This window comes from Donghicola sp. XS_ASV15 (genome assembly GCF_041224595.1).
Lineage (GTDB): Bacteria > Pseudomonadota > Alphaproteobacteria > Rhodobacterales > Rhodobacteraceae > Donghicola.
The window spans coordinates 1-23723 of sequence record NZ_JBGFGN010000128.1; the positions used below are offsets into that span (position 1 = coordinate 1).

Annotated in this window: 26 protein-coding genes; 8 read left to right on the forward strand and 18 right to left on the reverse strand. The window is 57.8% G+C overall.

Going from position 1 to position 23723, the window contains the following annotated elements:
• Positions 1–620: 620 nt before the first annotated feature.
• The 5 genes from AB9K37_RS08060 to dctP all read right to left on the reverse strand — a co-directional run bounded on the left by AB9K37_RS08060 (position 621) and on the right by dctP (position 5672).
• Positions 621–1712, reverse strand: a complete 1092-nt coding sequence (locus AB9K37_RS08060; protein WP_369836952.1) for a mandelate racemase/muconate lactonizing enzyme family protein — start codon at positions 1710–1712, stop codon at positions 621–623.
• A gap of 155 nt (positions 1713–1867) precedes the next feature.
• Positions 1868–2797: an alpha/beta hydrolase gene (locus AB9K37_RS08065; RefSeq protein WP_369836955.1), complete on the reverse strand. Its 930-nt coding sequence runs from the start codon at positions 2795–2797 to the stop codon at positions 1868–1870.
• Positions 2798–2814: 17 nt separating this feature from the next.
• Positions 2815–4110: a TRAP transporter large permease gene (locus AB9K37_RS08070; protein ID WP_369836958.1), complete on the reverse strand. Its 1296-nt coding sequence runs from the start codon at positions 4108–4110 to the stop codon at positions 2815–2817.
• Positions 4103–4624, reverse strand: coding sequence for a TRAP transporter small permease (locus tag AB9K37_RS08075; RefSeq protein ID WP_369836961.1), 522 nt, complete (start codon positions 4622–4624; stop codon positions 4103–4105). The genes AB9K37_RS08070 and AB9K37_RS08075 overlap by 8 nt, the downstream gene beginning before the upstream one ends.
• Before the next feature lie 70 nt (positions 4625–4694).
• Positions 4695–5672, reverse strand: a complete 978-nt coding sequence (gene dctP / locus AB9K37_RS08080; RefSeq protein ID WP_369836964.1) for a TRAP transporter substrate-binding protein DctP — start codon at positions 5670–5672, stop codon at positions 4695–4697.
• 181 nt (positions 5673–5853) lie between these two features.
• Between dctP and AB9K37_RS08085 the strand changes: the two genes are divergently transcribed.
• The 3 genes from AB9K37_RS08085 to AB9K37_RS08095 are packed head-to-tail and all read left to right on the forward strand — an operon-like array spanning position 5854 to position 7913.
• Complete coding sequence (locus AB9K37_RS08085) at positions 5854–6540, forward strand: TetR family transcriptional regulator (RefSeq protein ID WP_369836966.1); 687 nt, start codon at positions 5854–5856, stop codon at positions 6538–6540.
• Positions 6541–6560: 20 nt separating this feature from the next.
• Entirely contained in the window at positions 6561–7028 is a 468-nt protein-coding gene (locus AB9K37_RS08090) for a DUF3237 domain-containing protein (RefSeq protein WP_369836968.1), read from the forward strand.
• Between the two features lie 60 nt (positions 7029–7088).
• A complete protein-coding gene (locus tag AB9K37_RS08095; RefSeq protein ID WP_369836971.1) occupies positions 7089–7913 on the forward strand; it encodes an amidohydrolase in 825 nt (274 codons plus the stop codon).
• A 203-nt stretch (positions 7914–8116) separates the two neighbouring features.
• On the opposite strand, the gene AB9K37_RS08100 is transcribed toward AB9K37_RS08095, so the two are convergent.
• From AB9K37_RS08100 to AB9K37_RS08110, 3 genes are read right to left on the reverse strand one after another with little or no spacing between them, the layout of a single operon-like run.
• Positions 8117–8965, reverse strand: coding sequence for an SDR family NAD(P)-dependent oxidoreductase (locus AB9K37_RS08100; protein WP_369836974.1), 849 nt, complete (start codon positions 8963–8965; stop codon positions 8117–8119).
• On the reverse strand, positions 8962–9858 hold the full coding sequence (locus tag AB9K37_RS08105; RefSeq protein ID WP_369836976.1) for an alpha/beta fold hydrolase: 897 nt from the start codon (positions 9856–9858) through the stop codon (positions 8962–8964). The genes AB9K37_RS08100 and AB9K37_RS08105 overlap by 4 nt, the downstream gene beginning before the upstream one ends.
• A complete protein-coding gene (locus AB9K37_RS08110) occupies positions 9855–11342 on the reverse strand; it encodes a flavin-containing monooxygenase (protein ID WP_369836979.1) in 1488 nt (495 codons plus the stop codon). Before AB9K37_RS08110 ends, AB9K37_RS08105 begins: the two co-directional genes overlap by 4 nt.
• A gap of 112 nt (positions 11343–11454) precedes the next feature.
• On the opposite strand from AB9K37_RS08110, the gene AB9K37_RS08115 reads away from it, so the two are divergent.
• Complete coding sequence (locus tag AB9K37_RS08115; protein WP_369836982.1) at positions 11455–12651, forward strand: PucR family transcriptional regulator; 1197 nt, start codon at positions 11455–11457, stop codon at positions 12649–12651.
• A gap of 141 nt (positions 12652–12792) precedes the next feature.
• On the opposite strand, the gene AB9K37_RS08120 is transcribed toward AB9K37_RS08115, so the two are convergent.
• The 5 genes from AB9K37_RS08120 to AB9K37_RS08140 form a co-directional block, all read right to left on the reverse strand.
• Positions 12793–13290, reverse strand: coding sequence for a DUF3299 domain-containing protein (locus AB9K37_RS08120; protein WP_369836984.1), 498 nt, complete (start codon positions 13288–13290; stop codon positions 12793–12795).
• Positions 13287–13799, reverse strand: a complete 513-nt coding sequence (locus tag AB9K37_RS08125) for a DUF3299 domain-containing protein (RefSeq protein WP_369836987.1) — start codon at positions 13797–13799, stop codon at positions 13287–13289. Before AB9K37_RS08125 ends, AB9K37_RS08120 begins: the two co-directional genes overlap by 4 nt.
• Positions 13796–15043: an ABC transporter permease gene (locus AB9K37_RS08130; protein WP_369836989.1), complete on the reverse strand. Its 1248-nt coding sequence runs from the start codon at positions 15041–15043 to the stop codon at positions 13796–13798. Before AB9K37_RS08130 ends, AB9K37_RS08125 begins: the two co-directional genes overlap by 4 nt.
• Positions 15040–15669 (reverse strand): ABC transporter ATP-binding protein, encoded by a 630-nt coding sequence (locus AB9K37_RS08135; RefSeq protein WP_369836992.1) that lies wholly within the window; start codon positions 15667–15669, stop codon positions 15040–15042. Before AB9K37_RS08135 ends, AB9K37_RS08130 begins: the two co-directional genes overlap by 4 nt.
• 65 nt (positions 15670–15734) lie before the next feature.
• Entirely contained in the window at positions 15735–16334 is a 600-nt protein-coding gene (locus AB9K37_RS08140; RefSeq protein WP_369836994.1) for a DUF2796 domain-containing protein, read from the reverse strand.
• Between the two features lie 313 nt (positions 16335–16647).
• Between AB9K37_RS08140 and AB9K37_RS08145 the strand changes: the two genes are divergently transcribed.
• The 4 genes from AB9K37_RS08145 to AB9K37_RS08160 are packed head-to-tail and all read left to right on the forward strand — an operon-like array spanning position 16648 to position 20186.
• The gene (locus tag AB9K37_RS08145; protein WP_369836997.1) at positions 16648–17550 is read left to right on the forward strand and encodes a metal ABC transporter substrate-binding protein; all 903 of its coding nucleotides are present in this window, start codon (positions 16648–16650) and stop codon (positions 17548–17550) included.
• Positions 17551–17608: 58 nt separating this feature from the next.
• Positions 17609–18496, forward strand: coding sequence for a manganese/iron ABC transporter ATP-binding protein (locus AB9K37_RS08150; RefSeq protein ID WP_369836999.1), 888 nt, complete (start codon positions 17609–17611; stop codon positions 18494–18496).
• Positions 18493–19356: a metal ABC transporter permease gene (locus AB9K37_RS08155; protein ID WP_369837002.1), complete on the forward strand. Its 864-nt coding sequence runs from the start codon at positions 18493–18495 to the stop codon at positions 19354–19356. The genes AB9K37_RS08150 and AB9K37_RS08155 overlap by 4 nt, the downstream gene beginning before the upstream one ends.
• Positions 19353–20186: a metal ABC transporter permease gene (locus tag AB9K37_RS08160; RefSeq protein WP_369837005.1), complete on the forward strand. Its 834-nt coding sequence runs from the start codon at positions 19353–19355 to the stop codon at positions 20184–20186. The genes AB9K37_RS08155 and AB9K37_RS08160 overlap by 4 nt, the downstream gene beginning before the upstream one ends.
• Before the next feature lie 7 nt (positions 20187–20193).
• Here the strand turns inward: AB9K37_RS08160 and AB9K37_RS08165 are convergent, their stop codons facing one another.
• The 5 genes from AB9K37_RS08165 to AB9K37_RS08185 are packed head-to-tail and all read right to left on the reverse strand — an operon-like array spanning position 20194 to position 23625.
• Complete coding sequence (locus AB9K37_RS08165) at positions 20194–20847, reverse strand: energy-coupling factor ABC transporter ATP-binding protein (RefSeq protein WP_369837008.1); 654 nt, start codon at positions 20845–20847, stop codon at positions 20194–20196.
• Positions 20834–21625 carry a cobalt ECF transporter T component CbiQ gene (gene cbiQ / locus AB9K37_RS08170; RefSeq protein ID WP_369837011.1) on the reverse strand — a complete coding sequence of 264 codons (792 nt, stop codon included), beginning with the start codon at positions 21623–21625 and terminating at the stop codon, positions 20834–20836. Before cbiQ ends, AB9K37_RS08165 begins: the two co-directional genes overlap by 14 nt.
• The gene (locus AB9K37_RS08175) at positions 21626–22219 is read right to left on the reverse strand and encodes a cobalt ABC transporter permease (protein WP_369837013.1); all 594 of its coding nucleotides are present in this window, start codon (positions 22217–22219) and stop codon (positions 21626–21628) included.
• Positions 22216–22833, reverse strand: coding sequence for a cobalt transporter CbiM (cbiM, locus tag AB9K37_RS08180; RefSeq protein WP_369837016.1), 618 nt, complete (start codon positions 22831–22833; stop codon positions 22216–22218). Before cbiM ends, AB9K37_RS08175 begins: the two co-directional genes overlap by 4 nt.
• Positions 22834–22836: 3 nt before the next feature.
• Complete coding sequence (locus AB9K37_RS08185; RefSeq protein WP_369837019.1) at positions 22837–23625, reverse strand: DUF4198 domain-containing protein; 789 nt, start codon at positions 23623–23625, stop codon at positions 22837–22839.
• Positions 23626–23723: the final 98 nt, after the last annotated feature.

Below are 23723 nucleotides of genomic sequence, written 5' to 3' on the forward strand. Positions count from 1 at the left end.
ACCTTCAAATACAAGTCCACGGTGTATATCCCCAAGCCCTCCCGAAATCCGAAAGGGCAAAAGTGGACGACTTTTACGCCGCCCGCGACAACACTATGCCGTCGCTACCGTGGCCGAGTATTGCTCCGCCGTTCACATCCCATCATGCACGCCAACAAACCGAAGCATCGGCCTTTTTCTTGGCTGTACGCATTACGGGTTCCGCGCACAACTATTTGCAAAGGTCGCCGGATTGCGCGGCCTAACCGCTCGGCTTCTTGATCCAACGCATGCTATGGCCTGCCAAGTGCTGCAGCGCTACCCGAACCATCGCCTGTCTGCAAACACCCCATTTTGGGGCTTCTACACGCCGCCTCAGCGGGAAATCGCGACAATTTCTGGCCTTATGGCGCAGTCCGCACCCCGACTGGCCCAATCAGTTTTGAGGCCAAAGTTGATGTAAATGTGCCGTCCTAGGCTCAGGATAGAGCTTGAGAAGATTGGGAAGGGCGCCTGTCTCCTCAATCGATATCAGGGGAAACGACGGAGACATAAACGGGCGCTCAGATCGACTGGCGCTACCGCTCTGTCTTGTCGATGTCCCCAGTTAACCCATATCTCTTCGTTGGTAAAAGACGTGATCAAGAGCGCTCAAAACGCGCAAGACGAGCCCAGTCAAATTCTACACCAATGCCGGGCTCGTCGGCTGCCACTGCTTGATGATCCTCTATCACCAGAGGACGTTTTGTGTAGTCGTCTATCGGAAAGCTGTGGACCTCAAGCCAACCTGCATTCGGACGCGCCGAAACCAGCCCCACATGGAGTTCCTGCATCCCGTGACTACAGATCGGAATACCTGCCTTTAGTGAACGATTGGCAACCTGTAGCCAGCCGGTTATGCCGCCACAATTCGAGGCATCAGGTTGGATAAAGCTAAGCCCAGCATCTTCGAAAGCCATGTCAAATTCATGAATGGTGTGTAGATTTTCCCCCATGGCCAGCGGCACTCCTGCCGCTTTGGCGATGCGGGCATAGCCTTTGTAATCGTCGGGAATGATCGGCTCTTCGAACCACAGTACATCTACCGTGCGAAAGCCCTCTGCGGCACGGATCGCCTGTTCGACTGTGAGCGCGTAATTGGCATCAACCATCAGGGCGTTGTCGTTGCCTATCACATTTCGGATGGCTTTTGCGCGAGCGATGTCTTCTGAAACCTCCGGTCGACCGACTTTGATCTTTACGCCGTTCAAGCCGCGCGCCAAAAAGGACTCCGCTTGCCTTTCAAGCTTTGGCAGGCTGAAATTAAGATCAATCCCTCCGCCATAGGCATTGCACCGTTTGCCGGCCCCGCCTGCCATTCTCCAGAGCGGTTCGCCCGTGCGTTTTCCCCTCGCATCCCAAAGCGCAATGTCTACCGCCGAAATCGCAAATGAGGCGACGCCACCACGGCCCACATAATGAAGATGCCAGAGCATTTCTTCGTAGCGCGCTTCAACATCAGTCGCGTCCCGTCCCACCACAAAAGGTGCAAGGTCATCCCGGATCATCGCCGCGATCGCACTGCCCCCACGCCCACCAGTATAGGTGTAGCCCGTACCCTCTGTTCCGTCGGTAAGCCGGACTGTCGCAGTAATAATTTCAAAGTGCGAATGACTGCCATGCTTTGCGTCAACAAGAACCTCCGTAAGAGGCACTTGAAAGTGTCGGACATCAACAGACTGGATTAGGCTCATCACATTCTCCCTGACACCAGCCGCTCTTCTCGGAAGCGGCCAATATTCTACACATATGCAACACTGTTGCCTCAGTTGGCGCAAAGCAAGGTAGCTTTGTGACCCGCTTGGTAGCGATGTTCAGAATTATGATGAGCGCTTGCGGCTTGGAAATCTCAGGAGGTGTAGCAGCGCTTCAGCCAAGCCGCCATTGCATCAAGCTTGGTGCGCGTGTCATCGCAATGCTCCATCGCGCGCAGGTAACCGTGGATCAATCCAGTGCCTGTGTCGAATGCGACGGGCACTCCGGCGGCGCGCAGCTTGTCGGCATAGGCATAACCATCGTCGCGCAACGGATCGTGTTCGGCGACGGCGATAAAGGCTTGTGGCAGGTCCGAGTGGCTTTCGGCGTGGAGGGGCGCGGCGAGGGGGTGCTTCAGGTTCGCTTCGGACCCGCAATACATCAGGTTGGTGCCGGGCATGTCCTTGGTCCGGATCAGGGGGCCGTCTGCGTTTTCCTGATAGGAGGGCAGGGACATCTCGAAATGGACACAAGGATAGACCAGCAACTGCGCCATCGGTGCGGCATCCGTCCCGCGCAGTTCTAGGCACGCCGCTGCGGCCAGGTTTGCGCCAGCGCTGTCGCCACCAATGGCGATCCGGGCGGGGTCAATGCCAAGGGTTTCGGCATTCTCGTGAACCCAGCGGGCCACGTCGATGACTTCGTGGATCGCCTTGGGGAAGGGGTGTTCGGGCGCCAGAGCATAGTCCACGCTGATCACGGTCTGCCCGTTCGCGGCGGCGATCCGGCTGGTGATATCAGCGTGGGTCATGGGGCTGCCCTGCATCCACGCTCCGCCATGCATGTAGATCAGGCAGGGCTGCGCACCTTCGCTCTGGTGTCGTTCGATCCGCAGCAGCACATTCCGACCGCCTGACGGCACAAAGGCTGTCGAGACTTCGATCCCCTCGGGTTGGGGAAGGCGCATTTTGTCGGCGATGTATTCGAACAACAGGCGACGGTCCGAAATTGGGGCGCCAGCGGGCAGCACAGACCATGACTCGCCCCAGATATCCAAAAAGGTTTTGATTTGCGGGTTCAGCATCGGAAACTCCTGTGCGATCAGCCTTGGTAGCCAAGCAGGCGAGGCAAAAAGAGAACAAAGTCAGGGCAATAGGTAATCACACCCAAGGCGAACAGCAGTGCCAGAATGAAAGGCCAGATATCGCGGACAATCGCTCCGAGGGGCTGTTTGGTGATATTGGCCGTGATGAACAGCAACAGTCCATAGGGCGGCGTGATCAGGCCAAGCATGGAGTTCACGACCGCAATCACGCCGAAATGGATCAGGTCAATCCCCATGGCCTGAACCGCCGGGATCAGGATTGGCACAACGATCAGAAGGATCGCCCCACCTTCGAGCACACAGCCGAGCAGAAGGATCAGGACATTGACCACCAGAAGGAAGCCGGTTTGCGACAGGTCCATGCTGCCCAACCAAGTGGCGAGCGCGTTGGGGATATCTTCTCGGGTGATCACGTAGTTGAAGGTGATCGATCCGGCGATCAGCACACCGATAGACCCGGCCGAGCGCGCGCCTGATGCCAACGTGTCCCAGAACGCGCGGAAGGTAACAGAGCGATACAACATGACCGAAATCATCAGGGCGTAAGCAGCAGCAACGGCGGCAGCTTCGGTCGGGGTCACGATGCCGCTGTAGATCCCGCCAAGCAGAATGACCGGCAGCATCAGCGCGGGAAAGGCCTGCATCGTCACGCGGGGCAGTTCTGACATGGGGACAGCGTCATCGGTCGGAAAGCCGCGGCGGCGCGCGATCACATAGTTCATCAGTGACATGACCAGCGCCATCAACAAGCCGGGCGCGAGACCAGCCGCAAAGAGAAAGCCGACGGATTGGTCAGACACCAGCGCATACAGAACCATAGGGATCGAGGGCGGGATGATCGGGCCGATGGTGGCTGTGGCCGCTGTGATCGCTGCGGCATAGCTGGCGGTGTATTTGCCATCACGGGTCATCAGGCCAATGATGATCTTGCCCATGCCCACGGCATCAGCGACCGCCGATCCCGACATGCCCGAGAAAATCACCGAGGACACCACGTTCACGTGGCCCAAGCCGCCTCGGAAGCGCCCCACCAACGCCTGACAGAACTTCAGCAGGCGGTCGGCCAGAGAGCCGATGTTCATGATGTCAGCGGCCAGGATAAACAGGGGGATCGCGAGCAAGGTGTACCCATTGTACAGGCCCTGAAGCAGCTGCTCGGATGCGATCGAGGGATCATACCCCTTCATTATCAGATAGAGGAACGATCCGCACATCATGGCCAGACCAACGGACAGTCCGGCGATCGACAGCAGCACAATCAGGACCATCGAGAGTAGGAACGGATCAATCATAGTCGTGAGTCTCCGGGTGCAGATCAACCTCGTCGCGGCTGCGTGAGCCCATGATACCGCCCCATGCGACCAGTAGCATCCGGATGATCACCGAGATGTGGAAGGGGATGTAGATGCCGAACACCAGATCAAAGGGCCAGCGCAAGTAGGCTGTGCGCTCGATCTCCATAAAGGTGACGTAGCCCCAAGCAGCGGGCAGAGTGTAAATAAAGATGCCAGCGCAGATCAGGCCGCTAAACACGTCAAAGGCTCGGCGCACGCCCCGTGGTACGGCGCTGTAGACGATGTCCAAGCGGATCATGTCGCCTTGGCGGATCACAAAGGCAAAGCTGAACAGAATGCCCCAAACCCATGCAATGGTGACCCATTCTACGGTCCAGCCCACGGGCAGGTTCAGGAAATAACGGAATACGATCTGCAAGATAAAGACAGCGAACATGCTGCCCAGAAGCAGGGCGCTGATATGCTGGGGCAAGGCCGCAAGCCGTTGCCAGAGGGTCCTGACAGTGTCCATGACCGATCCTGTACAGAGTGCGGAAAACGGCAGGGGGTCATCCTCCCTGCCGCAGTGGTGTGCAGTAACCTTACTGACCGACCGCGACGATCGCGTCGATCATGCCCGCGGGCCAGTCTTTGGAGTAATCCGAGTTCTGGTAGACTTCGATCACGTGGCTCTGGAATGCCGCATTGTCAGGGCTGTAGACGTCGATCCCGTTGGCAACCATATCCGCCTCGAGGCTGGCTTCCTGATCAATGGTGACCTGATCCAGCGCCGCTTCGAAGTTGTCGGCACACTCCTGCACCTTGGCCTGCTGAGCCTCGGTCATCGAGTTCCATTTGCTCATCGAAATGGTGAACTCGTTCGCGGCGATCAGGTGCGCGGTTTTGCCGATGTGGTTGATCACTTCGTCAAACTTCATGCTGCGAACAGCGGGGAAGCCGTTGTCCTGACCGTCAATCGCACCGGTCTGAAGCGCGGTGTAAACCTCGGTGAAGGGGACAGGAACGGGCGATGCGCCCATTGCAGAGCCAACGAACTGCCAGCCTTCGCCCGGGGGCATACGCAGTTTGACGCCATCCAGATCGGCGGGTGTCATGATACGCTCTTCGCCGACATAGCCCAGATGACGGGCGCCAATGTAAGGGAAGGCCAGAATTTTAACTTTTGCCTTTTCCTCGATCTCGGCCAGCATTTCGTCCAGCACGTCCGAGTCATACACAGCGCGCATGTGCTCGTAGTCGCGGAACAGGAACGGCGTCCCTAGGATCGAAGTCGACGGGATCTGGTTGTAGAAGTCAAAGATCGCCAGGTTCGCCATATCGAGGTTGCCGCGCTGCATGGCGGTCATCTCGGTGCCCTGCTTGAACAGGGTTGCGCCGTGGTACGACTTGAATTCGAACTCATCACCAAGGCAGCCGCCGAACGCTTCGCGCAGGGTGGTGGTGCGGATGTCGTTTTCAGACACGGTGTCCGAATAGATCAGTTCGACTTTATCAGCCGCAAAGGCAGGGGCTGCAACGGCGCACGCGGCCACGCAGGCCAGAATGGTCTTGGTAATCACAGGTGTCTCCTCCCAGACATATGTTGCGCGATCAAATCGGGCAGGGCCGTCCTCTCGGCCCGACACCGCGATTCAGATATCGCTTGAAATTTATGTACCACGTGGTTCATTTCTGTAAAGAGAGTTTCTCGTTGCAAGAGGTCTGGTGGCAGATACACTGCCCCATGGGAGGATTTTGGCAATGAAATCAGAGGGTAGGGAAAAGGCTAGATCTGGCCGGCGCAAGCTGTCTGCCGATCAGGATGGCGCAGCGCGGGCGCAAGTGACGCGCGCGAATATCATCGATGTGGCGACCAAAGAGTTCGTGGCCCACGGATTCGACGGTGCCAGTGTCAACGAAATTGCCAAGGCCTCTGACACGTCGAAGCGCATGATATACTATCACTTTGCCTGCAAGCAGGAGCTGTACACCGCTGTGCTAGAAGCCGCCTATGCCCGTGTGGGGCGTGCTGTTGTGACTTCAGAGCTTCCTCAGCGCGATCAGAGTGCAATGGAGGCACTGCGCTCCTATGCGTGCGAAGCCTTCGAGAAATTTAACGCGAACGAAGATTTCGTGCGGTTGATCATGGCTGAAAATCTGGCGCGCGGATCGACGATCCAGAAATCAGACATCGTGCGGCAGCGTTCGCGGACAAACCTATCGGCCCTAGAGGCAATTTGTCGACGCGGTGTCGAAGAGGGGTCCATGCGATCTGATTTTCGTACGGTTGATTTGTATTTTGCGATCGTTGGCGTGGCGTTTCACGCGGTGTCGAACAGGACGTCGACCGAGATTTCATTGGGTATGGACCTTGGGTCCGAGGCCGAGCTTGCCTATCGCCGCCGCTTGGTGGGGGATATGGCCTGCCGGTATGTCTGCAAGATTTGATTGAAAGAGGCATTGGTAGAATGACACCAGAAGAGATTATCGCACGTCACCCACCCATTGCGCCGGGGTTGACGTTGATCTGGACCGCCTTGGTCGACATTGCAGCCCGCGAGGATTGGGGGCCATCCCCCCGAGGCCATCGCTACGTTGTGCCGATCACGGGCGGTCAGGTGTTCGCAGGTCCGGGCGGAGAGGGCCTGTTCGGAAAGGTGCTGCCCGGCGGCGCAGATCGCCAACTGGTGACATCGGAGGGGATCAAGTCGCTCCATGCACTTTACGAGATGCAGACCGATGATGGGGCGATCCTGACCATCGATAACCGCGTGAAGATTGACGAAACCGTTGGTCCTGCGCCTTATCGCCGTTCCGTCATCGAAGTGACCGCACCCGAGGGTCGCTTTGCCTGGATGAACCATCGCATCTTTGTGGGAACACTAGAGCCCGCGATGCCCGATCGGAACGCGGTGATTATCCGTGGTTGGGGTTGACCTTCCAGCATCGGCTTTTTGCCACCCACGCATTGCCCCACTTGATTTGACGAGCTTGCTATGTCCATTTCCGAACGTCCCAAGATCGACTGCCACTGCCACATTTTCGACCCCGCGCGCTTTCCTTATGACCCCGCATCGCCCTACCATCCCGCGGGCCAAGAGATCGCGACCGCCGCGCAAATGCGGCATGTTTTTGCGGCGCACCGCGTCGAACACGCGCTGCTTGTTCAGCCAAACAGCGGCTACGGGTATGACAATTCCTGTATGCTGGACGCGATTGCCAACAGTGGTGGGCGTTGGAAAGGTGTGGCCGTCGCACCAGACAATGCCAGTCTCGGGCACCTGTCCGAGCTGAAAGATCAAGGCATCGTAGGCATTGCGATCAACCTGCCATTCTATGCTGCGGGCTACTATAATAGCCACGCAGCACTTTTCGACCGTATCGCACAGCTGGACATGTGGCTCCAGGTGCAGGTCGAGGACACGATGCTGCTGGATATTTTGCCAATGCTACAGGACTCAGGCGCCAAACTGCTCATTGACCACTGTGGGCGGCCCAACATTGACAAAGGCCTTGGCCAGCCCGCATTCGAAACCCTACTGGATCTGGGGCGCGGAGATCGCGCAGCGATCAAGCTTTCGGGCTACGTCAAGTTTTCGCAGGTGCCGCATCCGTTCGAAGATACCCGACCATTCGCGCAGGCGCTGATCGACGCCTTCGGGGTCGAAAATTGCATTTGGGGCTCAGACTGGCCGTTCCTGCGCGCCCCGTCACGGGTTGATTACGGACCCCTTCTGGATCTTTTTGCGGACCTCGTGCCAGAGGTCGGACACCAGAATGCGATACTGTGGGACAACCCGAAACGCCTGTTTGGCTTCTAGAACCCGTCTGTTCTATGGGTGTCAGACGTAGGATTGTCGTGCCCACAAACTGCATTTGCGAGTGTTGCTTGTCGTTAAATGACGGCAACGATGCTGGCATTGTTCGTTTGTCGGACTTTTTCTGGCTGAAATCGGCCCAGTGACGTGATGGCGTGATCCCAGCACTTCGCTGTGGGGACACCGCTGATTGGCCTGCAAGAATGTTACCCAAAGAGTTCCTCCATCTTCTTGGCGACGAGCACCGGATAGCGTTCCGGCATCAGGCGCACGAGCAGATCAAGCCGTTTCGCCTTGCCGGTCAAAACAATGCGCCGTTTCCCACGCGCCATACCATCGAGGATCTGACGTGCCGCTTCCTCTGGGGGCATTTTCAACAGTTTCTCTTGATAGACCTGAAGGCGGCGGCGGGCGGCGGGCTGCTTGTCTGCGGGTAGAGAGTCGATCTCTGCTGCGCGCCGCGACGCGATTTGCGTTGCCACACCGCCCGGATGCACAACTGTCACGCCGACAGGATGGCCGTCGTACAGCATCTCTTGGCGGATCGCTTCAGAGAAGCCGCGCACCGCAAATTTCGCCGTCACATAGGGCGACATATGCGGCTGCGCCATTAGGCCGTTGAGGCTGGAAATCGTCACCAGATGCCCATCGCCGCTGGCAATGAGATGTGGCAGGAAGACCCGCGCGCCTGTCAGAACCCCGTCAAGGTTCACCGCCATGACCTTGTCGAACTCTGCGGGGGGCATCTGTGTATAGGTGTCGTTGGTTGGCGAAATCCCCGCATTTCCGAACAGCATATTCACACTGCCGAACCGCGCCGATACGTGTTCGCTGTAAGCAGCATAGCTAGCACGGTCGGCCACATCCAGCCTATCGGCGACTACCTCTGCGCCGCGATGATGAGCCTCTGCTGCGGTCTCTTCGACCCCTGCAACGTCTACGTCCGAAAGGGCCAGCCGTGCGCCACGATCGGCAAGGTCAAGCGCAAGGGCGCGCCCAATGCCGCTGCCCGCGCCTGTGATGACCGCGACGCGATTGGTGAAGATGTCTTTCATGTCGGGTCTTCCATTTCTCGGATGTGGGTCGTGATCAGCGCCGAAAGCCGCGGCGCAAGTGCGGCGGTGATTTCGTGGCCCATGCCAGTAATCGTTTCGTGCCGTGCGCCGTTGATGGCCCACGCCGTGGCGCGGCCGCCTGATGGATGGACCAGCGGATCGCGGTCACCGTGGATCACCAGCGTTGGGGCGTGGATCTTTGCCAGTTCAGCGGTGCGGTCGCCCGAAGCGATGATTGCGCCAATCTGCCGACCTGTGCCCGCAAATTGCGCCAGTCCGCCCCTGTCAAAGGACAGGGCAAAGGTCTCGCGCGCCTCTTCTGGGTCCGCTGGGAAGCCTTTGCCGCCGATGAAACGCGACAATACCATCCGGCGCTCGATAAAGGCTGTTCGATCTGTTGCGGGCTTGCGTGACAGCTCCAGCATCATCCGCAGACCGGGTTGGCCGACCTTCTTCGCCCCTGTGGAAGAAAAGATAGATGTCAGGCTTGCCACCCGCTCAGGGTGACGCGCGGCAATGGTCTGCGCGATCATGCCGCCCATCGACATGCCAACGATGTGCGCTTGGTCTAGGCGCAAATGATCCATCAGCGCCACACTGTCCAGAGCCATATCGCCAAGATCATAGGCACCTGGCGGCGCACGTCTGAACAGCTTCTGGCGCAGGTTCGGCACAGGGCCATCGAGATAGGTCGAGCGCCCGGAATCGCGGTTGTCAAAGGTGATGACACGATAGCCGGCGGCTATGAGCGCATCGATAAATGCGCGCGGCCAGTGCACCAGCTGAAAGCCGAGCCCGATGATCAAGAGGATTGGCACGCCCTTGCCTTCGTCCGTGTAACAGAGGCGGATGCCGCTTGGTAGGTCGGCGAACTGTTCTTCTGCGCAGATCATGCGGGGGCCCCTTGTGGCAGTGGCGTCAGCTGCATCTGTGGTTCGATCACCGCGCCTTGGGCAAAGATCGCTTCGTCCGAGCGATAGTTGAAACTCATGACCCAAGGCGCCTCTGGCCCTTGACGCGGCAGCGTGTCGATAGAGCGTTTCACATAGCCCGCCGCGAAGTCCAGCAGCGGTCTCGTTTCCATATGGCCTTCGGGGCGCTGCGGCGTGCAGACTGCCATTCCGCGTCCCTCCATCTCTGACAGCAGGCGGCAGAAGTATTGGCACAGCAGATCGACCTTGAGCGTCCAAGACGAGTTCGTATAGCCCACCGCCATCGCGAAGTTCGGAATGCCGTCCAACATCATCCCCTTGAAGATCAAGTGATCGGACCAGCGCACCTTTGCTCCGTCAATGCTGAACTGCGCCCCGCCCATGAGCCGCAGGGTCAGGCCGGTGGCGGTCACAATGATATCGGCTTCGACCAACGTACCATCCTGCATCTCGATGCCTTCGGGCCTAAAGCGGGCGATGCCACCGGTCACGATAGAACAAGATCCGTCTGACAGCGCGTGAAACAGATCCCCCCCCGGCACGGCGCACAGGCGTTGATCCCACGGATCATAGGGCGGGTTGAAATGCGTGTCGACGGGATAGGCATCGGGCAGTTGCTTGCGGTTTACCCAGCGGATCAGTCGGCGCATGCGGTTAGGGTATCGCTGACACAGGCGGTAGACGATATTCTGTTTCCAGATGTTCTTGCGGCGCAGAGCGGGGGCCACACGGTCCTTTGGCAGGATGCGGCGAAAGAGGCCGAGCAAGGGGTCGACCGCCGGAATTGGCATGACATAGCTGGGGGTGCGCTGAACCTGCACCACATGGGCGGCCCGTTTGGCCAATTCCGGCAGCAGCGTCACCGCGGTCGCGCCAGAGCCGATGACCGCCACCCGCTTGCCGTCATAATCCAGCCCCTCGGGCCAGTGCTGCGGATGTACGATTTGACCTGTGAAGCTGTCCTCGTGGGGAAAGTCCGGCCGATACCCCTGAGCATAGTCGTAATAACCCGTCGCCGAAAAGATCCAGCGTGCGCGCCATACCTCAATGGTCCCGTCGGCTTGCCGAGTGGTTACGGTCCACAGCGCCTGTTCCGATGACCAGTCGCAGGTGGTGACCTTGCGGCCAAACCGGATGCGGTCAAGGATGCCGGCCTCGCTGGCGGCCTCTCCGATATAGCGCTTTATCTCGGGCCCTGATGCAATGGTTTCGGGGCGGTCCCACGGCTTGAACCCGTATGCAAACGTATAGAGGTCGGAATCCGAGCGAATGCCGGGATAGCGGAACAAGTCCCACGTCCCGCCAAGGTCATCGCGCATTTCCAACAGGAGGACAGACGTGTCTGGACGCTGCTGGGCCAAATAGGCGGCACACCCGATGCCGGACAGGCCTGCACCAAGGATTAGGACGTCGCTGAACGCTGGTTCAGACATCGTATCAAGCATTGTAAATTCCTCCCTGTTCTCACCCTAGAGGCCGTCGAAACCTGAATTCAGGTGCAAAATGCATCACCCATGGTAATTTATAGTGCATATTGCTCATGTCGGAGGGCCACTGATGGTTACGCAGGAACGACGCAACACGCTTATGCGCGAGGCAGCGACGCGCGCTCGTGCCGATGAGACAGGGCTGCGGGCGCTTGATGCGGCCGTGGTTGCGGCGATTGGCGCGACCGAAGATCCCATCATCGCTGCGCGGGTGCGACGATCCAACCGTGTCAACCTTGAGCAATGGCTGAGCCGCACAATTCTCGATCCTGCGCGTATCCCTACTTATGAGGCGACACCGGATATTCTGCGCGCTGCGCAAGAAAATGCCCGAAGCGGGCAGGGCGAGACGGCACTCGCGGCGTTCCAGGCGGGCCATGCCGTGGCTTGGCAGGTCTGGAGTGCGGCGGTCTTTGCGCTGACCCGAGATCCGGAAGAACTGCGTGCGGTGCTGGAATTTTCGCATCGTTCGATTTCCACCTTCGTCGCCGAAGCCGCCAGCTTGATCCGAGCTGAAAACGCGCGGGTCCTTGCCGATATGACAGCGGGTTCGCCTGAAAGGCGGCGCCTGTTGGTGACGCAGATCCTCGAAGGGCTGGAGGTTGATGTCCAAGCGGCAGGAAGACGGCTGGGCTATCGTCTGGATCAGGAACACCTTGCGCTGATTGTCTGGGGGATTGATCCCAGCATGGAGCCCTCGGTGCTGGATCGACTGGTGTCGAACCTCGCAAACCTGAGAGATGGCCCTCTGTTGTCAATCAACGACGACAGCTTGCGCCGTTGGGTTTGGTGTCCTGTCCGAGAAGGCGTCGAGCTGCCTGCGCTAGACGGTCTGTGCCCACCCGATCTCCGGATCGCTGTCGGCACATTTGGGCGGGGGCTGGACGGTTTTCGGCAAAGTCATGCTGCGGCGCAGGCCGCTCAGCGGGTTTTGGCATCCGCGCCCGATCAGGTGCGCGTCGCGCGCCACGAAGACACACGGCTGCCAGCCCTTTTGATGGCGGACGTCCCGCGCGCGCGCCGCTTTGTCTCCGAGGTTCTGGGCCGCTGCGAGACGGTATCGCCCGTGCTGCTGAAGACGTTGCGCTGCTATCTGCGACAGGGGGAAAGTATGACGGCGACGGCAGAGGTGCTTGGCCTGCATCGCAACACCGTCACGCGACAACTCGCGCAGATCGAAGATCGTTTACCAAAGCCTCTAGCGACGAACCGCGCCGAACTGTCGGCGGCTGTCGAACTGCTGCACTGGATGCCCCGTCGGGATTAATATTGCCCCTGCCAAAGTGGGCAGAACCTATGCTGGCAGACCAGTGTCTGCTCTTAGGATTCCAGACCGCAAAGCCTCAGACCGAAAGGCCTACCAAAAGCGGCGTTTCTTTGTGCGAGCGACATCTCCCCGATTGGGGTTTTAGCGATAGCGCGTAATCTTGTCTGCTGACAGAGCGTAGCCGACCTCGGCCAACTGCGTCGAGATGGACGCTGTCCCAAACATCCCGGTAACCGTCACAGCCGAAAACAAACCTTCATTCTCGTATGGCCTCTCGGTAGATACGAGCACGAGCTGGTTCGCAGGCGGAGGCGGGACATGGACGCAGGCTCCAACGTACGGGACCAATAAAAATGCGGTTAGGCCGGTGCCCTCGTAATCTAGCGGGACGACGAAACCGGAAAGGCGCACAATCTGACCGTTCCAGTCTGATTTTACCCCTGTCGATATGGGCTGGCTTGCGGCAGGAGCCGCTTCGTCGTGGGACAGCAATCCTCGCAGAGGGTTCTTGGCTTCTGTCGCATCCGCGGGCAGCAGATCCGGCCACTCTAGGTCGATCACCTCTTTGGCCCGCGAGAATGTTGGGTACGATAGAGTTGCGAGTGCGGTCAGGCAAAAGCTCCTGCGCGAAATCGTCATGAGTAGATTTCGATATGTTGCGCTGTCAGGTGATAGCCGATTTCGGCGAGCTCTGTTGATTGCAGTTGGGTCTTCAGAAGGCCAGTCACCCAAACGGGGTCCCAAAGGTTGTCATTGGGCCAAGGTGGATTTGCGTCGACCAAGACCAGCTGATTGGGCGGCGGCGGCGGGGTGTGGATGCAGGCACCGACATAGGGCACCAGAAGAAAGCTGGGGACGCCCGCGTTGGTTTGCTCTAACGGGATGATGTAGCCGGGCATACGGATAATCTTACCGTTCAGTGCCTCGTTCATCTTGAAGGAATTGGCATCATATTCGGGCCGCCAGAAATCGGCCGCTTCGTCGATGATACCGGGTCCGATGATTTCGCCATAAGGCAGGCCGGGCGGGATTAGATCGTCCCACGTGATCGTTTCCCCTGCTTCTGCCAGCGCGTCGTGCGGCAGTGCCCCCGCAGCGCAGAGGGTCGTCAGGACAGTCCGTCGGTCAATGCAGGGTCTCTTTGTCATATCTTCACCACCATACCATCCGCGAGCGAGAGTCGGTAAGCCCGCAATGCAGGCAGAAGGCTGGAAACAGCGGCGGCCAAGATCACACCTGCGAGAACAGAGGCTTCTTGCAAGGTCGGCGGATCGATGGGGAGCCAGATCCCAAAGGAGGCATCAATGTAGGGTCTCGTGATCGCGAGCAGCCCGTAAATCAGCGCGATGCCCAAAGCCGCACCAATCGCAGCCATCAGCATTGCCTCGAGCACGAGCAGCCCCAGGATAGTTGCAGGGCTGGCACCCATTGCGCGCCAGATCGCCATTTCGCGGCGACGCTCGTTCAACGAAGCAAAAATCATGGCCATCATCCCCAACAGGGCAGTCATAACCACCATCCCTGAAACGGCGAGCAAAGCGGTCTCGGCAATCCCTACGATCTGCCAGAGCTCTTGCAAGGCAACGGCCGGCATAACAGCCAGCAGGGGTTCCTCGGGGTATTCGTTGATCCAGCGCTGCAAGCCAAAAATTTGGAGGCGGGATTTTGTTCCGATCAAAGCTGCTGTGATCGCGGTAGGTGTCAGATCCATTTGACGGATCGTTTCCACAGGGGTGGTGTTGCGGGTCTTTGCACCGCTTTGCCAATCCACATGAATGGCTTCGATGGCACGCAGGCCTACGATAACCGTGCGATCAACCGGCGTTCCGGTTTTCTCGAGGATGCCCGCGATGCGAAAGGGCTGGTCATCGTGTTCGGTAAAAGAGGCCAAGCCATGCGCAATGACAATCGGATCGCCAATCTTGTACCCCAGAGTGGCCGCAACATCCGCACCAATCACTGTGTCATAGAGGTCAGATAGGCCCGAACCACTCTCAAAGCGCAGAGAGCGGTCGCCGCGATACTGGTAGCGGTCAAAAAACTCTGGCGTCGTGCCCATGACGCGGAACTGTTTGTGACTGTCGCCAAGGGATATCGGGACGCTCCAGTCGACCTCGGGGCGCGCGGCGATGTCCTGATAGCTTTGCCAAGTGACGTTGTTTGTCGCGTTTCCGATGCGGAAAACCGAATAGAGCAGCAGTTGAACAGAACCAGATCGTGCGCCGACAATCAGATCCGTACCTGAAATCGTATCGGCAAAGCTGGTTCGCGCACCGGTCCGTATCTTCTCGACGCCCAAGAACAACGTGACCGAGAGCGCGATCGCAAGGATTGTCATGCCAACCGTCAAGGCGCGCGCCATCAACGAGCCGAGGGCGAGGCGCAAGATCATGTCGCGTTCCTTTGGGTTGATGTGATGTCAGTCAGGTGAACCACACGGTCGAAATGCTCGGACAGGCGCGCGTCATGGCTGACCATCAGCAAAGAGGTGCCAGCACTGCGGACCTGATGGAAGAGCAAAGACAGAAAGCCCGCTTGGGTGGCCGCATCCAATGCAGATGTCGGTTCGTCTGCAATGATCAGAGGGGGCTGGCCAATCAAAGCGCGGGCGACTGCAACGCGTTGCTGTTGGCCAACGCTCAATGTGCCTGCTTTCATCTGGGGGGCGCCTTTCGGCAGTCCCAAAGCAGTGCAAAGATCAGTAATCACAGATGTCATGTTCCCCGCCCGCCGTTGACGTTCTGGGGCGAAACGTAGCGGAAGGGCAATATTATCGGCCACAGTGGCGTAGGGCAGCAGATTAAACTGTTGAAAGATCACTCCGATCTGGTCCGCACGAAATCGATCCCGTTTGCCTGCACTCAGCCCGCCCAACTCGGTTCCATTGACAAAAATATGTCCTTGCTGCGCGGCCACTATTCCGCAGATCAGAGACAGCAAGGTCGACTTGCCTGACCCGCTCTCACCCAGCAGAAGCACGGTTTCCCCTTTGGCGATCTCAAAGGCGGGACAGCGCATTTCAAACCCACCTTGGCCTCGCCAGGAAAACCGGACATCACTCACTGCAAGAGCGGGAGCTTCTCTCATTTCAAAGAAATCACGGGTTCGTCGCGGGTGGCTTCGGCGGCTCCGACTCCGGCGTCGGTCACATATGTCACATCGACCTCCTTGGCCTGTGCGAACGTGTCGAAGAAGCTAAAGGTCAACTGGGTCAGAGCCTCTGGGTTCGCACATGTAAAGTGATAGTGCGCCAAGAACTCGTTGTGTGCGTCTTCGTCTTCGTGATCCGCATGTTCATGTTCATGTTCATGTTCATGTTCCGCGTGATCTTCGTCGTGGTGATCGTCATGATCATCGTGGTGATCGGCGTCCTCGGAAAGATGTGCATCAACCTCGCTCAGTTCGCAACCTGCTTCAGTCGGAAGGAGGAGCACGGTCGCTGGGTCTTGGAGTTGCGTCAGTGCCGAGGCAACGGCGGCTTTGTCCTCTTCGCTTTCTGCGCGGTATTCAAACCCGACCAGATCCATCCCAGGGGCTTTTAGCATCGCTTCGGCGGTCTGCCCCTCGACTGCGAATTCGAGTGTACTGACCCCGTGAATGTGCGCCTGCATCTCGCGGGTTTCTTCTGCAAATGCGGGGAGAGCCGCCACGCTGGCAAGAAGGGAAAACATGAAATTTTTCATAATGGGCTATCCTTGTGGTGTCGAAATGCGCGTCACTACCGCGTACATTGCTATTCTTCTGTGATAGTATAACGAAACGCAAGGTTGCGTGAGGTGCGTTTTCTTTGCCAGACTCGCGAAATTGAACCTTAGTTTCTTGGCATCTTCTACGTGACTTCGATGCATGTCTGGGCGGAACCGTGCCATGACTACGCTTTGTTTATATTGCGAGTGATTTGCAATTGCATTCTGGAGTGGCACGCTTATCTCTTGTTTAACCCTTTGGTGCGGCCAGAGGTGCGGAATCGATCCAGTTCAGAGGAATGGTGTTTTTATGACCTACCGAAACAGCGTCTTGTCAGCAGCGGCATGTCTCGCGTTGTCTGCCGGAATAGCATCCGCGGACGAAGATAAGATGAAGGTCGTGACAACCTTTACCGTCTTGGCCGACATGGCGTCCGAGGTGGCAGGTGACGCCGCAGAAGTTGTCTCTGTTACCAAACCCGGGGCAGAAATTCATGGATACGAGCCAACCCCTCGCGATATCGTTCGGGCCCACGACGCGGATCTCGTTTTATGGAACGGCTTGAACCTAGAGCTCTGGTTCGAGCAGTTCCTTGGGAATCTGGGGGATATCCCCTCGGTCACGTTGAGCGACGGGATCGATCCGATAGCGATCAATGCAGGTGCCTACGAAGGCAAGCCGAACCCCCACGCTTGGATGGGGCTAGAGAACGCGCAGATTTACATCGACAATATCGCCAGTGCTTTTGCCGATCAGGATCCTGAAAATGCAGAGGTCTACAAAGCGAATGCCGAGGCTTACAAGGCCAAGCTTCGGGAAACGTTGGATCCCTTGAAGGAGGCGGTTGCTGGCGTTCCCGAAGATCAGCGCTGGCTCGTGACCTGCGAGGGCGCATTCAGCTATCTGGCGCGCGACTTCGGGATGAAAGAGCTGTATCTGTGGCCGATGAACGCCGACCAGATGGGCACGCCCCAACAGGTACGGGCGGTCATCGATGGCGTGACAAAAAACAATATTCCCGTTGTTTTCTGCGAGAGCACTGTGAATACCTCGCCAGCAGAACAGGTCGCGCGGGAAACAGGTGCGGCCTATGGTGGCGTGCTATACGTGGATAGCTTGTCTTCGACAGACGGGCCGGTCCCAACCTATCTCGATTTATTGAGGGTCACTGCGCAGACAGTTGTTGACGGCCTGAATGCCGGAATCAATTGATCCGAAGAGACCATATTTTGAACGCCTTTGATTTCGGGGCATTTACAGGCCGATCGCAATGAAGCACGACAAGGAACTGTCAGGAGACACCACTGCCGAAGGCGGAATTTGCGCCAAAGACGTGACGGTCACCTATCGGAACGGACACACCGCCCTTCGCGATGCCAGTTTTCAAATTCCGCGCGGAACGGTGACTGCTTTGGTCGGCGTGAACGGCGCCGGAAAATCGACCCTGTTCAAAGCGATCATGGGTTTTGTTCCTGTGGCGAAAGGCGAAATTCAGCTACTGGGACTGAGTGTGAAGGATGCGCTGAAGCGCAATCTCGTCTCTTACGTCCCCCAGTCCGAAGAGGTGGATTGGACATTTCCGGTCCTCGTTGAAGACGTGGTCATGATGGGCCGCTATGGGCACATGGGGTTCCTGCGCAGACCTTCCAAAGCCGACCACGCCGCTGTTGACGCAGCGTTGGCGCGCGTGAATATGCAGGATTTCCGGCACCGTCAGATTGGCGAGCTGTCAGGCGGCCAAAAGAAGCGTGTCTTTCTCGCGCGGGCCTTGGCGCAGGACGGTCAGGTCATCCTGCTGGATGAACCCTTTACCGGCGTTGATGTGAAGACCGAAGAACAGATCATCACCTTGTTGCGCGAGTTGCGGACAGAGGGGCGGGTGATGTTGGTGTCCACACATAATTTGGGGTCCGTTCCCGAATTTTGCGATCGCACCGTTCTGGTCAAGGGAACAGTGCTGGCCTACGGGCCAACAGAGACGACATTCAACCGCAAGAATCTTGAGACCGCATTCGGAGGCGTTTTGCGGCACTTCACCCTTGGCGGCGCCGAGCTGCATGATGATGAAGACGAGCGGCACCTGTCGATCTTTACCGATGATGAGCGGCCGCTGGTGCAATATGGCGATCGTACCCACAAAGCGACACAAAGGTCATGAGCGTTCTGCTAGAGCCTTTTAGCTACGGCTACATGACGAATGCCATGTGGGTGTCTGCTTTGGTGGGTGGTGTTTGTGCTTTTCTTTCCGCCTATCTGATGCTCAAGGGCTGGTCGCTGATCGGCGATGCGCTGTCTCACTCCGTCGTGCCGGGGGTGGCGGGTGCCTATATCCTCGGGGTGCCCTTCGCGCTTGGTGCCTTCTTTTCCGGAGGTTTGGCCGCAGCAGCCATGCTGTTTTTGGCGGATCGGTCCGGGTTGAAGCATGATGTGATCATCGGGATCATTTTCACGTCTTTTTTCGGGCTTGGGCTCTTTATGGCGTCGGTCAGTCCGATTTCGGTATCGATCCAGACCATCACCATGGGCAATATTCTGGCGATCACGCCAGAGGATACGCTGCAACTTGCGATTATCGGCTTTGTGTCTTTGACCGTTCTGCTGCTGAAGTGGAAGGATCTCATGGTCACTTTTTTTGACGAAAGCCATGCTCGGTCGATCGGCCTTCGCCCACGGCTGCTCAAGGCAATCTTCTTTACTCTTTTGTCCGCCTGCGTTGTCGCGGCGATGCAAACCGTCGGTGCGTTTCTGGTGATTGCGATGGTCGTGACACCTGGGGCGACGGCCTATCTTCTGTGTGATCGGTTCCCAAGGCTGATCGTGACCTCGGTCTTGATCGGAGCGATCACGAGCTTTGCGGGCGCGTATATCAGCTATTTCCTTGATGGCGCGACGGGCGGCGTAATCGTCGTTCTGCAAACCGTGATCTTCTTGGCGGTCTTTATTTGGGCGCCAAAGCACGGCGTTCTGGCCGCACGCAGGCAAGCTGCGGCCGCTCTACAAAACGGGGATGCATCATGATCGACACCCTTTTGATGCCCTTCATGTTTCCGTTCATGCAGAACGCTTTTTGGATAGCGCTTTTGGTGTCAGTGCCCACGGCACTTCTGTCATGTTTTCTTGTGCTCAAGGGATGGGCTTTGATGGGGGATGCCGTCAGTCACGCAACCCTGCCCGGAATCGTACTTGCTTATATTCTGGGTCTGCCGCTGATCCTTGGGGCGTTTGCCGCTGGTATGGTGACCGCACTCGCGACAGGCTTTCTGACTGAAAACAGTCGGATCAAGCAGGACACAATCATGGGCGTTGTTTTCTCTGGCATGTTTGCTCTGGGGATCGTGATGTATGTGGCGATCGACACCAACGTGCATCTGGATCACATCCTTTTTGGCAACATGCTTGGCGTTGGGTCCGAGGATCTGTGGACAGCCGGCATCATTTCGGTCGGCGTGGCGTCGGTCCTGCTGCTGAAGTGGAAAGACTTTATGCTCTATGCGTTTGATCCCGCGCAGGCACGGGTCTCTGGGCTGCCGGTAGGGTGGCTGCACCATGGTCTGTTGGCAATTCTGTCTTTGACGGTCGTTGCGACCTTGTCGGCGACTGGGCTGATCCTCGCGATCGGATTGCTCGTCGCCCCCGGCGCGATCGCGTTCCTGCTGGTGCGCAGTTTGAAACACATGCTGGTAGTTTCCGTGGTGGTCTGCGCCCTGTCGATGTTGTCGGGTGTCTACCTGAGCTTCTATCTAGACAGCGCTCCTGCGCCGACAATCATTCTGGTGCTAACTGCGCTCTTCGTGGTGGCCTTTGTGCGGCGTTCTGTGCAGAGCCGCAGGGCTTCTGCCACGGTGTAATCCAGCGTCAATCCGCCCGGCTCAAAGCACCTGCCTTTAATTCGTAAGCGCCTGATGTGATCTTGGCGCGGAACTCGGGATTGTGGCTAATGAGCAAGAGCGCCTGAGGCAGGCTTTGCAAAATATCGATCAACCGCGCCTCGTTCTCCTGATCCAGCGCATTTGTCGGTTCGTCTAAAATCAGCACCTCTGGGTCCATGGCGAGTACGGTCGCCAAGGTCACAAGGCGCTTTTCCCCGCCGGACAGATGGTGGGTGATCCGGTCTTTCAAATGGGTCAGATGCAGCCGGGACAGGATGCTATCCACGATGGCCAGAGCCTCTTCGCGGGATTTGCCAAGGTTCAGGGGGCCAAACGCGATGTCCTCGGTTACCGTGGGGCAAAAGAGCTGATCGTCAGGGTCTTGAAAGACATAGCCGACGCGTTGGCGAACCTCGGAGAAATCCTGCTCTGTTCTGCGCTCTTTGCCAAATGCTTGAACCGTTCCTTCGCTTGGGCGTAGCAAACCGACCGCAATCTTGAGCAATGTCGATTTGCCTACCCCGTTGGGCCCGATCAGCGACAAACGCTCTTTGTCGCGCAGCGTCAGCGAGGCACCAGCCAAGACAGGTGCGTGACCGGGATATGCAAAGGTGATGTTCTGCAAATCAAGCAATGCCATGCCATGCCTCAAGTAGAACAAGCAGCACCATCGCTGTAGTCATCCAAGCGGCAAAGATCCAGTCGCGGTCGCGCATCTGAAAGGACTCGAGCAGGACAAAGCGCCCCGAAAAGCCCCGACATTTCATTGCGCCGAGCACTCGCTCGGACCGCTCTAGCGCGCGTACCAGCATCATGCCGATCAGATAGCCAAAGCTGCGATAGGTGTGCCAGTTGGTAACAGGACGGAAGCCGCGCATCTTCATTGCGGATCGGAGCCGCAGATATTCCGAGCGTAGGGTTTCGATGTAGCGGATCGTGAACATCAAAAGCTGAACCAGCTGCTCTGGCATCCGCAGGGCGTGGAGTGCATGGCCCATGGTGACAGGCTCCATCGAACCAACCAGACACATCAACGCCAGAATTACTGCGTTTGCGGTCAACGCGATCTCGACCGCCTGCCACAGTCCCTCCCACGAGGCGGAGATGCCGAAAACCGAGAGCATAGGCGTCCCGGGCACAGAGAAGGGCAAGAGGATCAGAGTGAAAATGATGAACCCGTCCATCCCAGCCATCCGCTTGAGCGTGCGCTTTTTGGGTAGGCCGGAAAGCGGCAGCAAAGCGCCAGCAACCAGAACCGCCAGAAAGAGCGCCAGAAGATCGGATAAGCCGACCACGACCAGCGCAAAGACGGTTGCCAGTACGATCCGCAGGCGCGGATCCAGATCAGGGATCGGACCGATCGCGAAAAGTGATCCTGTGCGGGGGGCTTTCTCTGCGCTGGTCAGTCGTTGCATCATCTATTGCCCTGCCATGCGCCGCCGGGCGGCGATATAGAAATACAGACCGAACAGGCCAAAGATGTAGCCGATGCCACCAAGAACGGTCTGAAGGTCGTTCTTTTCGCGATATGCCGCAAGTTCACGGCGTAGGGGACGCATCTCGTCGCGTACGGCTTCTGCGATGGCAAGACGTTCTTCGTTGGACAAAGAGGCCACTGTGACCTGCGCCGCGGTCTCCGCCGTTCCGGCGGGTGCTTGTTGGGACAACGTTTCCTCGATCGCAGCCACGCCTAGGATTTCGGCGATCTCGTTTGCGGGCATTGTGGCTTCGGCCACGTGCCCTGCGCCCATATCCGCTTTGAAAACGTGCGGAATTGGCTCTGTGGGGGTAAAGATGAAAAAGCCATCGCGGTCTGTCACAGCTTCGCCGATTTGCACGCCTTGGGCATCTAGAACCTGAATAGTGGTTCCCGCAGACATGTCACCGTTCGAAAAACCAAGCTCGCCTTCAATCGAGTCTCCGGATTTGAAGATCGCAAAAATTACCTTGTGAGCAGCAGCAGGGAAAGGCAGCGCAATCAATGCAATAATTAGGGCAAGGTATCGGATCAATGTGCCGCTCCCTTGATCGCCGAGAAAAGGTCAGGACGCACCTTGCGCACCAAATAGACCGCCGTACCTGTGAGCAGCGCCTCGATTACCATGACAGGGATATGCGCGAAGAACACCAGCTTGGCCGCGGGAATGAACGCGTCGCCCGTGAGCATCAGTGAAAAGGCGACCAGACATGTTGTGGCCGCGATAGCAAAGGCGCCACCGACACCGGCCCAGATCGCGCCGGTCGTGGGGGAACTACGCTCGACCAACTTGCCGAACAAGAGCCAGGTCAGAACCGCTGGCCCAGCGATGTTCAGGGCGTTGACCCCCAAGACGGTCAACCCGCCAAAGCCAAAGAACACGGTTTGAAGCAACAGCCCAACAAAGAGCGCCGGGAATGCGGCCCACCCCAGGATGAGCCCGGCCAGACCGTTCAGGATCAGGTGCACCGAAGACGGACCAATCGGCACGTGGATCAGAGAGGCAACAAAGAAACTGGCAGAGAGGATCCCGGTTGCGGGGATCCTCTCTAGGCTTAGCCGTTTGAGGCCCATGGCTACGCCCCCGACAGCCAAAACGGTGCCAGCGATGACAACAGAGTTTGAAAGAGCGCCGTCAACAATGTGCATGGATTATTCCATATTGTAGGCTCTGATCCAGAACACGGCGTCCTGACTCAGAGGTTTGCCGTTGTGTTCTGTCTCTGGGCCTGCTTCGAGAGCAGCAAAACCCCACCACCCGGCTTTGGGAACACCGAATGTAAAGTACCCATTCGCGTCAGATATAGCGACTACGGTTCCGCCGGGCATTGTGCCGACGGTCGGTTCACTGGCGGAAAAGGTCTGAATGTCGGGTGTCGCAGCGACGTACTCGATCTCGATCTCGATACCCGCTGCGGGCTTGCCTTCGCTCAGGACTTGGCCGGTGAAGCTCGAGCCCGTGATCACATTGTAAGGCTTGACCAAGGGGACGATCTCGGTGCGCAGGCCAACGGGGTTCATCCAATCTGTCGGGAGCTCGTTACGATTGAAAACCACTTTCGTGAGCTGCTGGATATACTTGTCTTCGCTCTCTTCAAAATATGGGGCGGGTTCGGTCACCACGACGTAATCGCCAGATCGTTTGACGGGCAGGGTCGCGCGAAAGCCGTTGTTTTCGTTCTCTGCACCCTTGAAACTGGCGGCTTCCAGACGATCAGCCAGATCTGTTTTTTCGCCATTGTGGATCATGTAAAAGGCTTCAGGCGCCTCCATTTCCATCACATGGCCGTTCTCGAAGGGGTGCCAAAACACAACGGCCAAGGGGACATCGCCCGGCGTCGAAATCTGTGTTTCGTCAGCGTAAGGCAGGAGAAAATGCGCCTGCGCGGCAATCGGGAGGAATGTGATCAGCGCGGCGGCTGACAGGAGTTTGTTCTTCATTTCGAACCTCTCAGAATGCGGGGCATAGGCCCGCAGATGAAAGGACAGTAGGGAAGCTGGACACGGTAGATTTTTAGACCTGCCGAGCCAGACGCTCA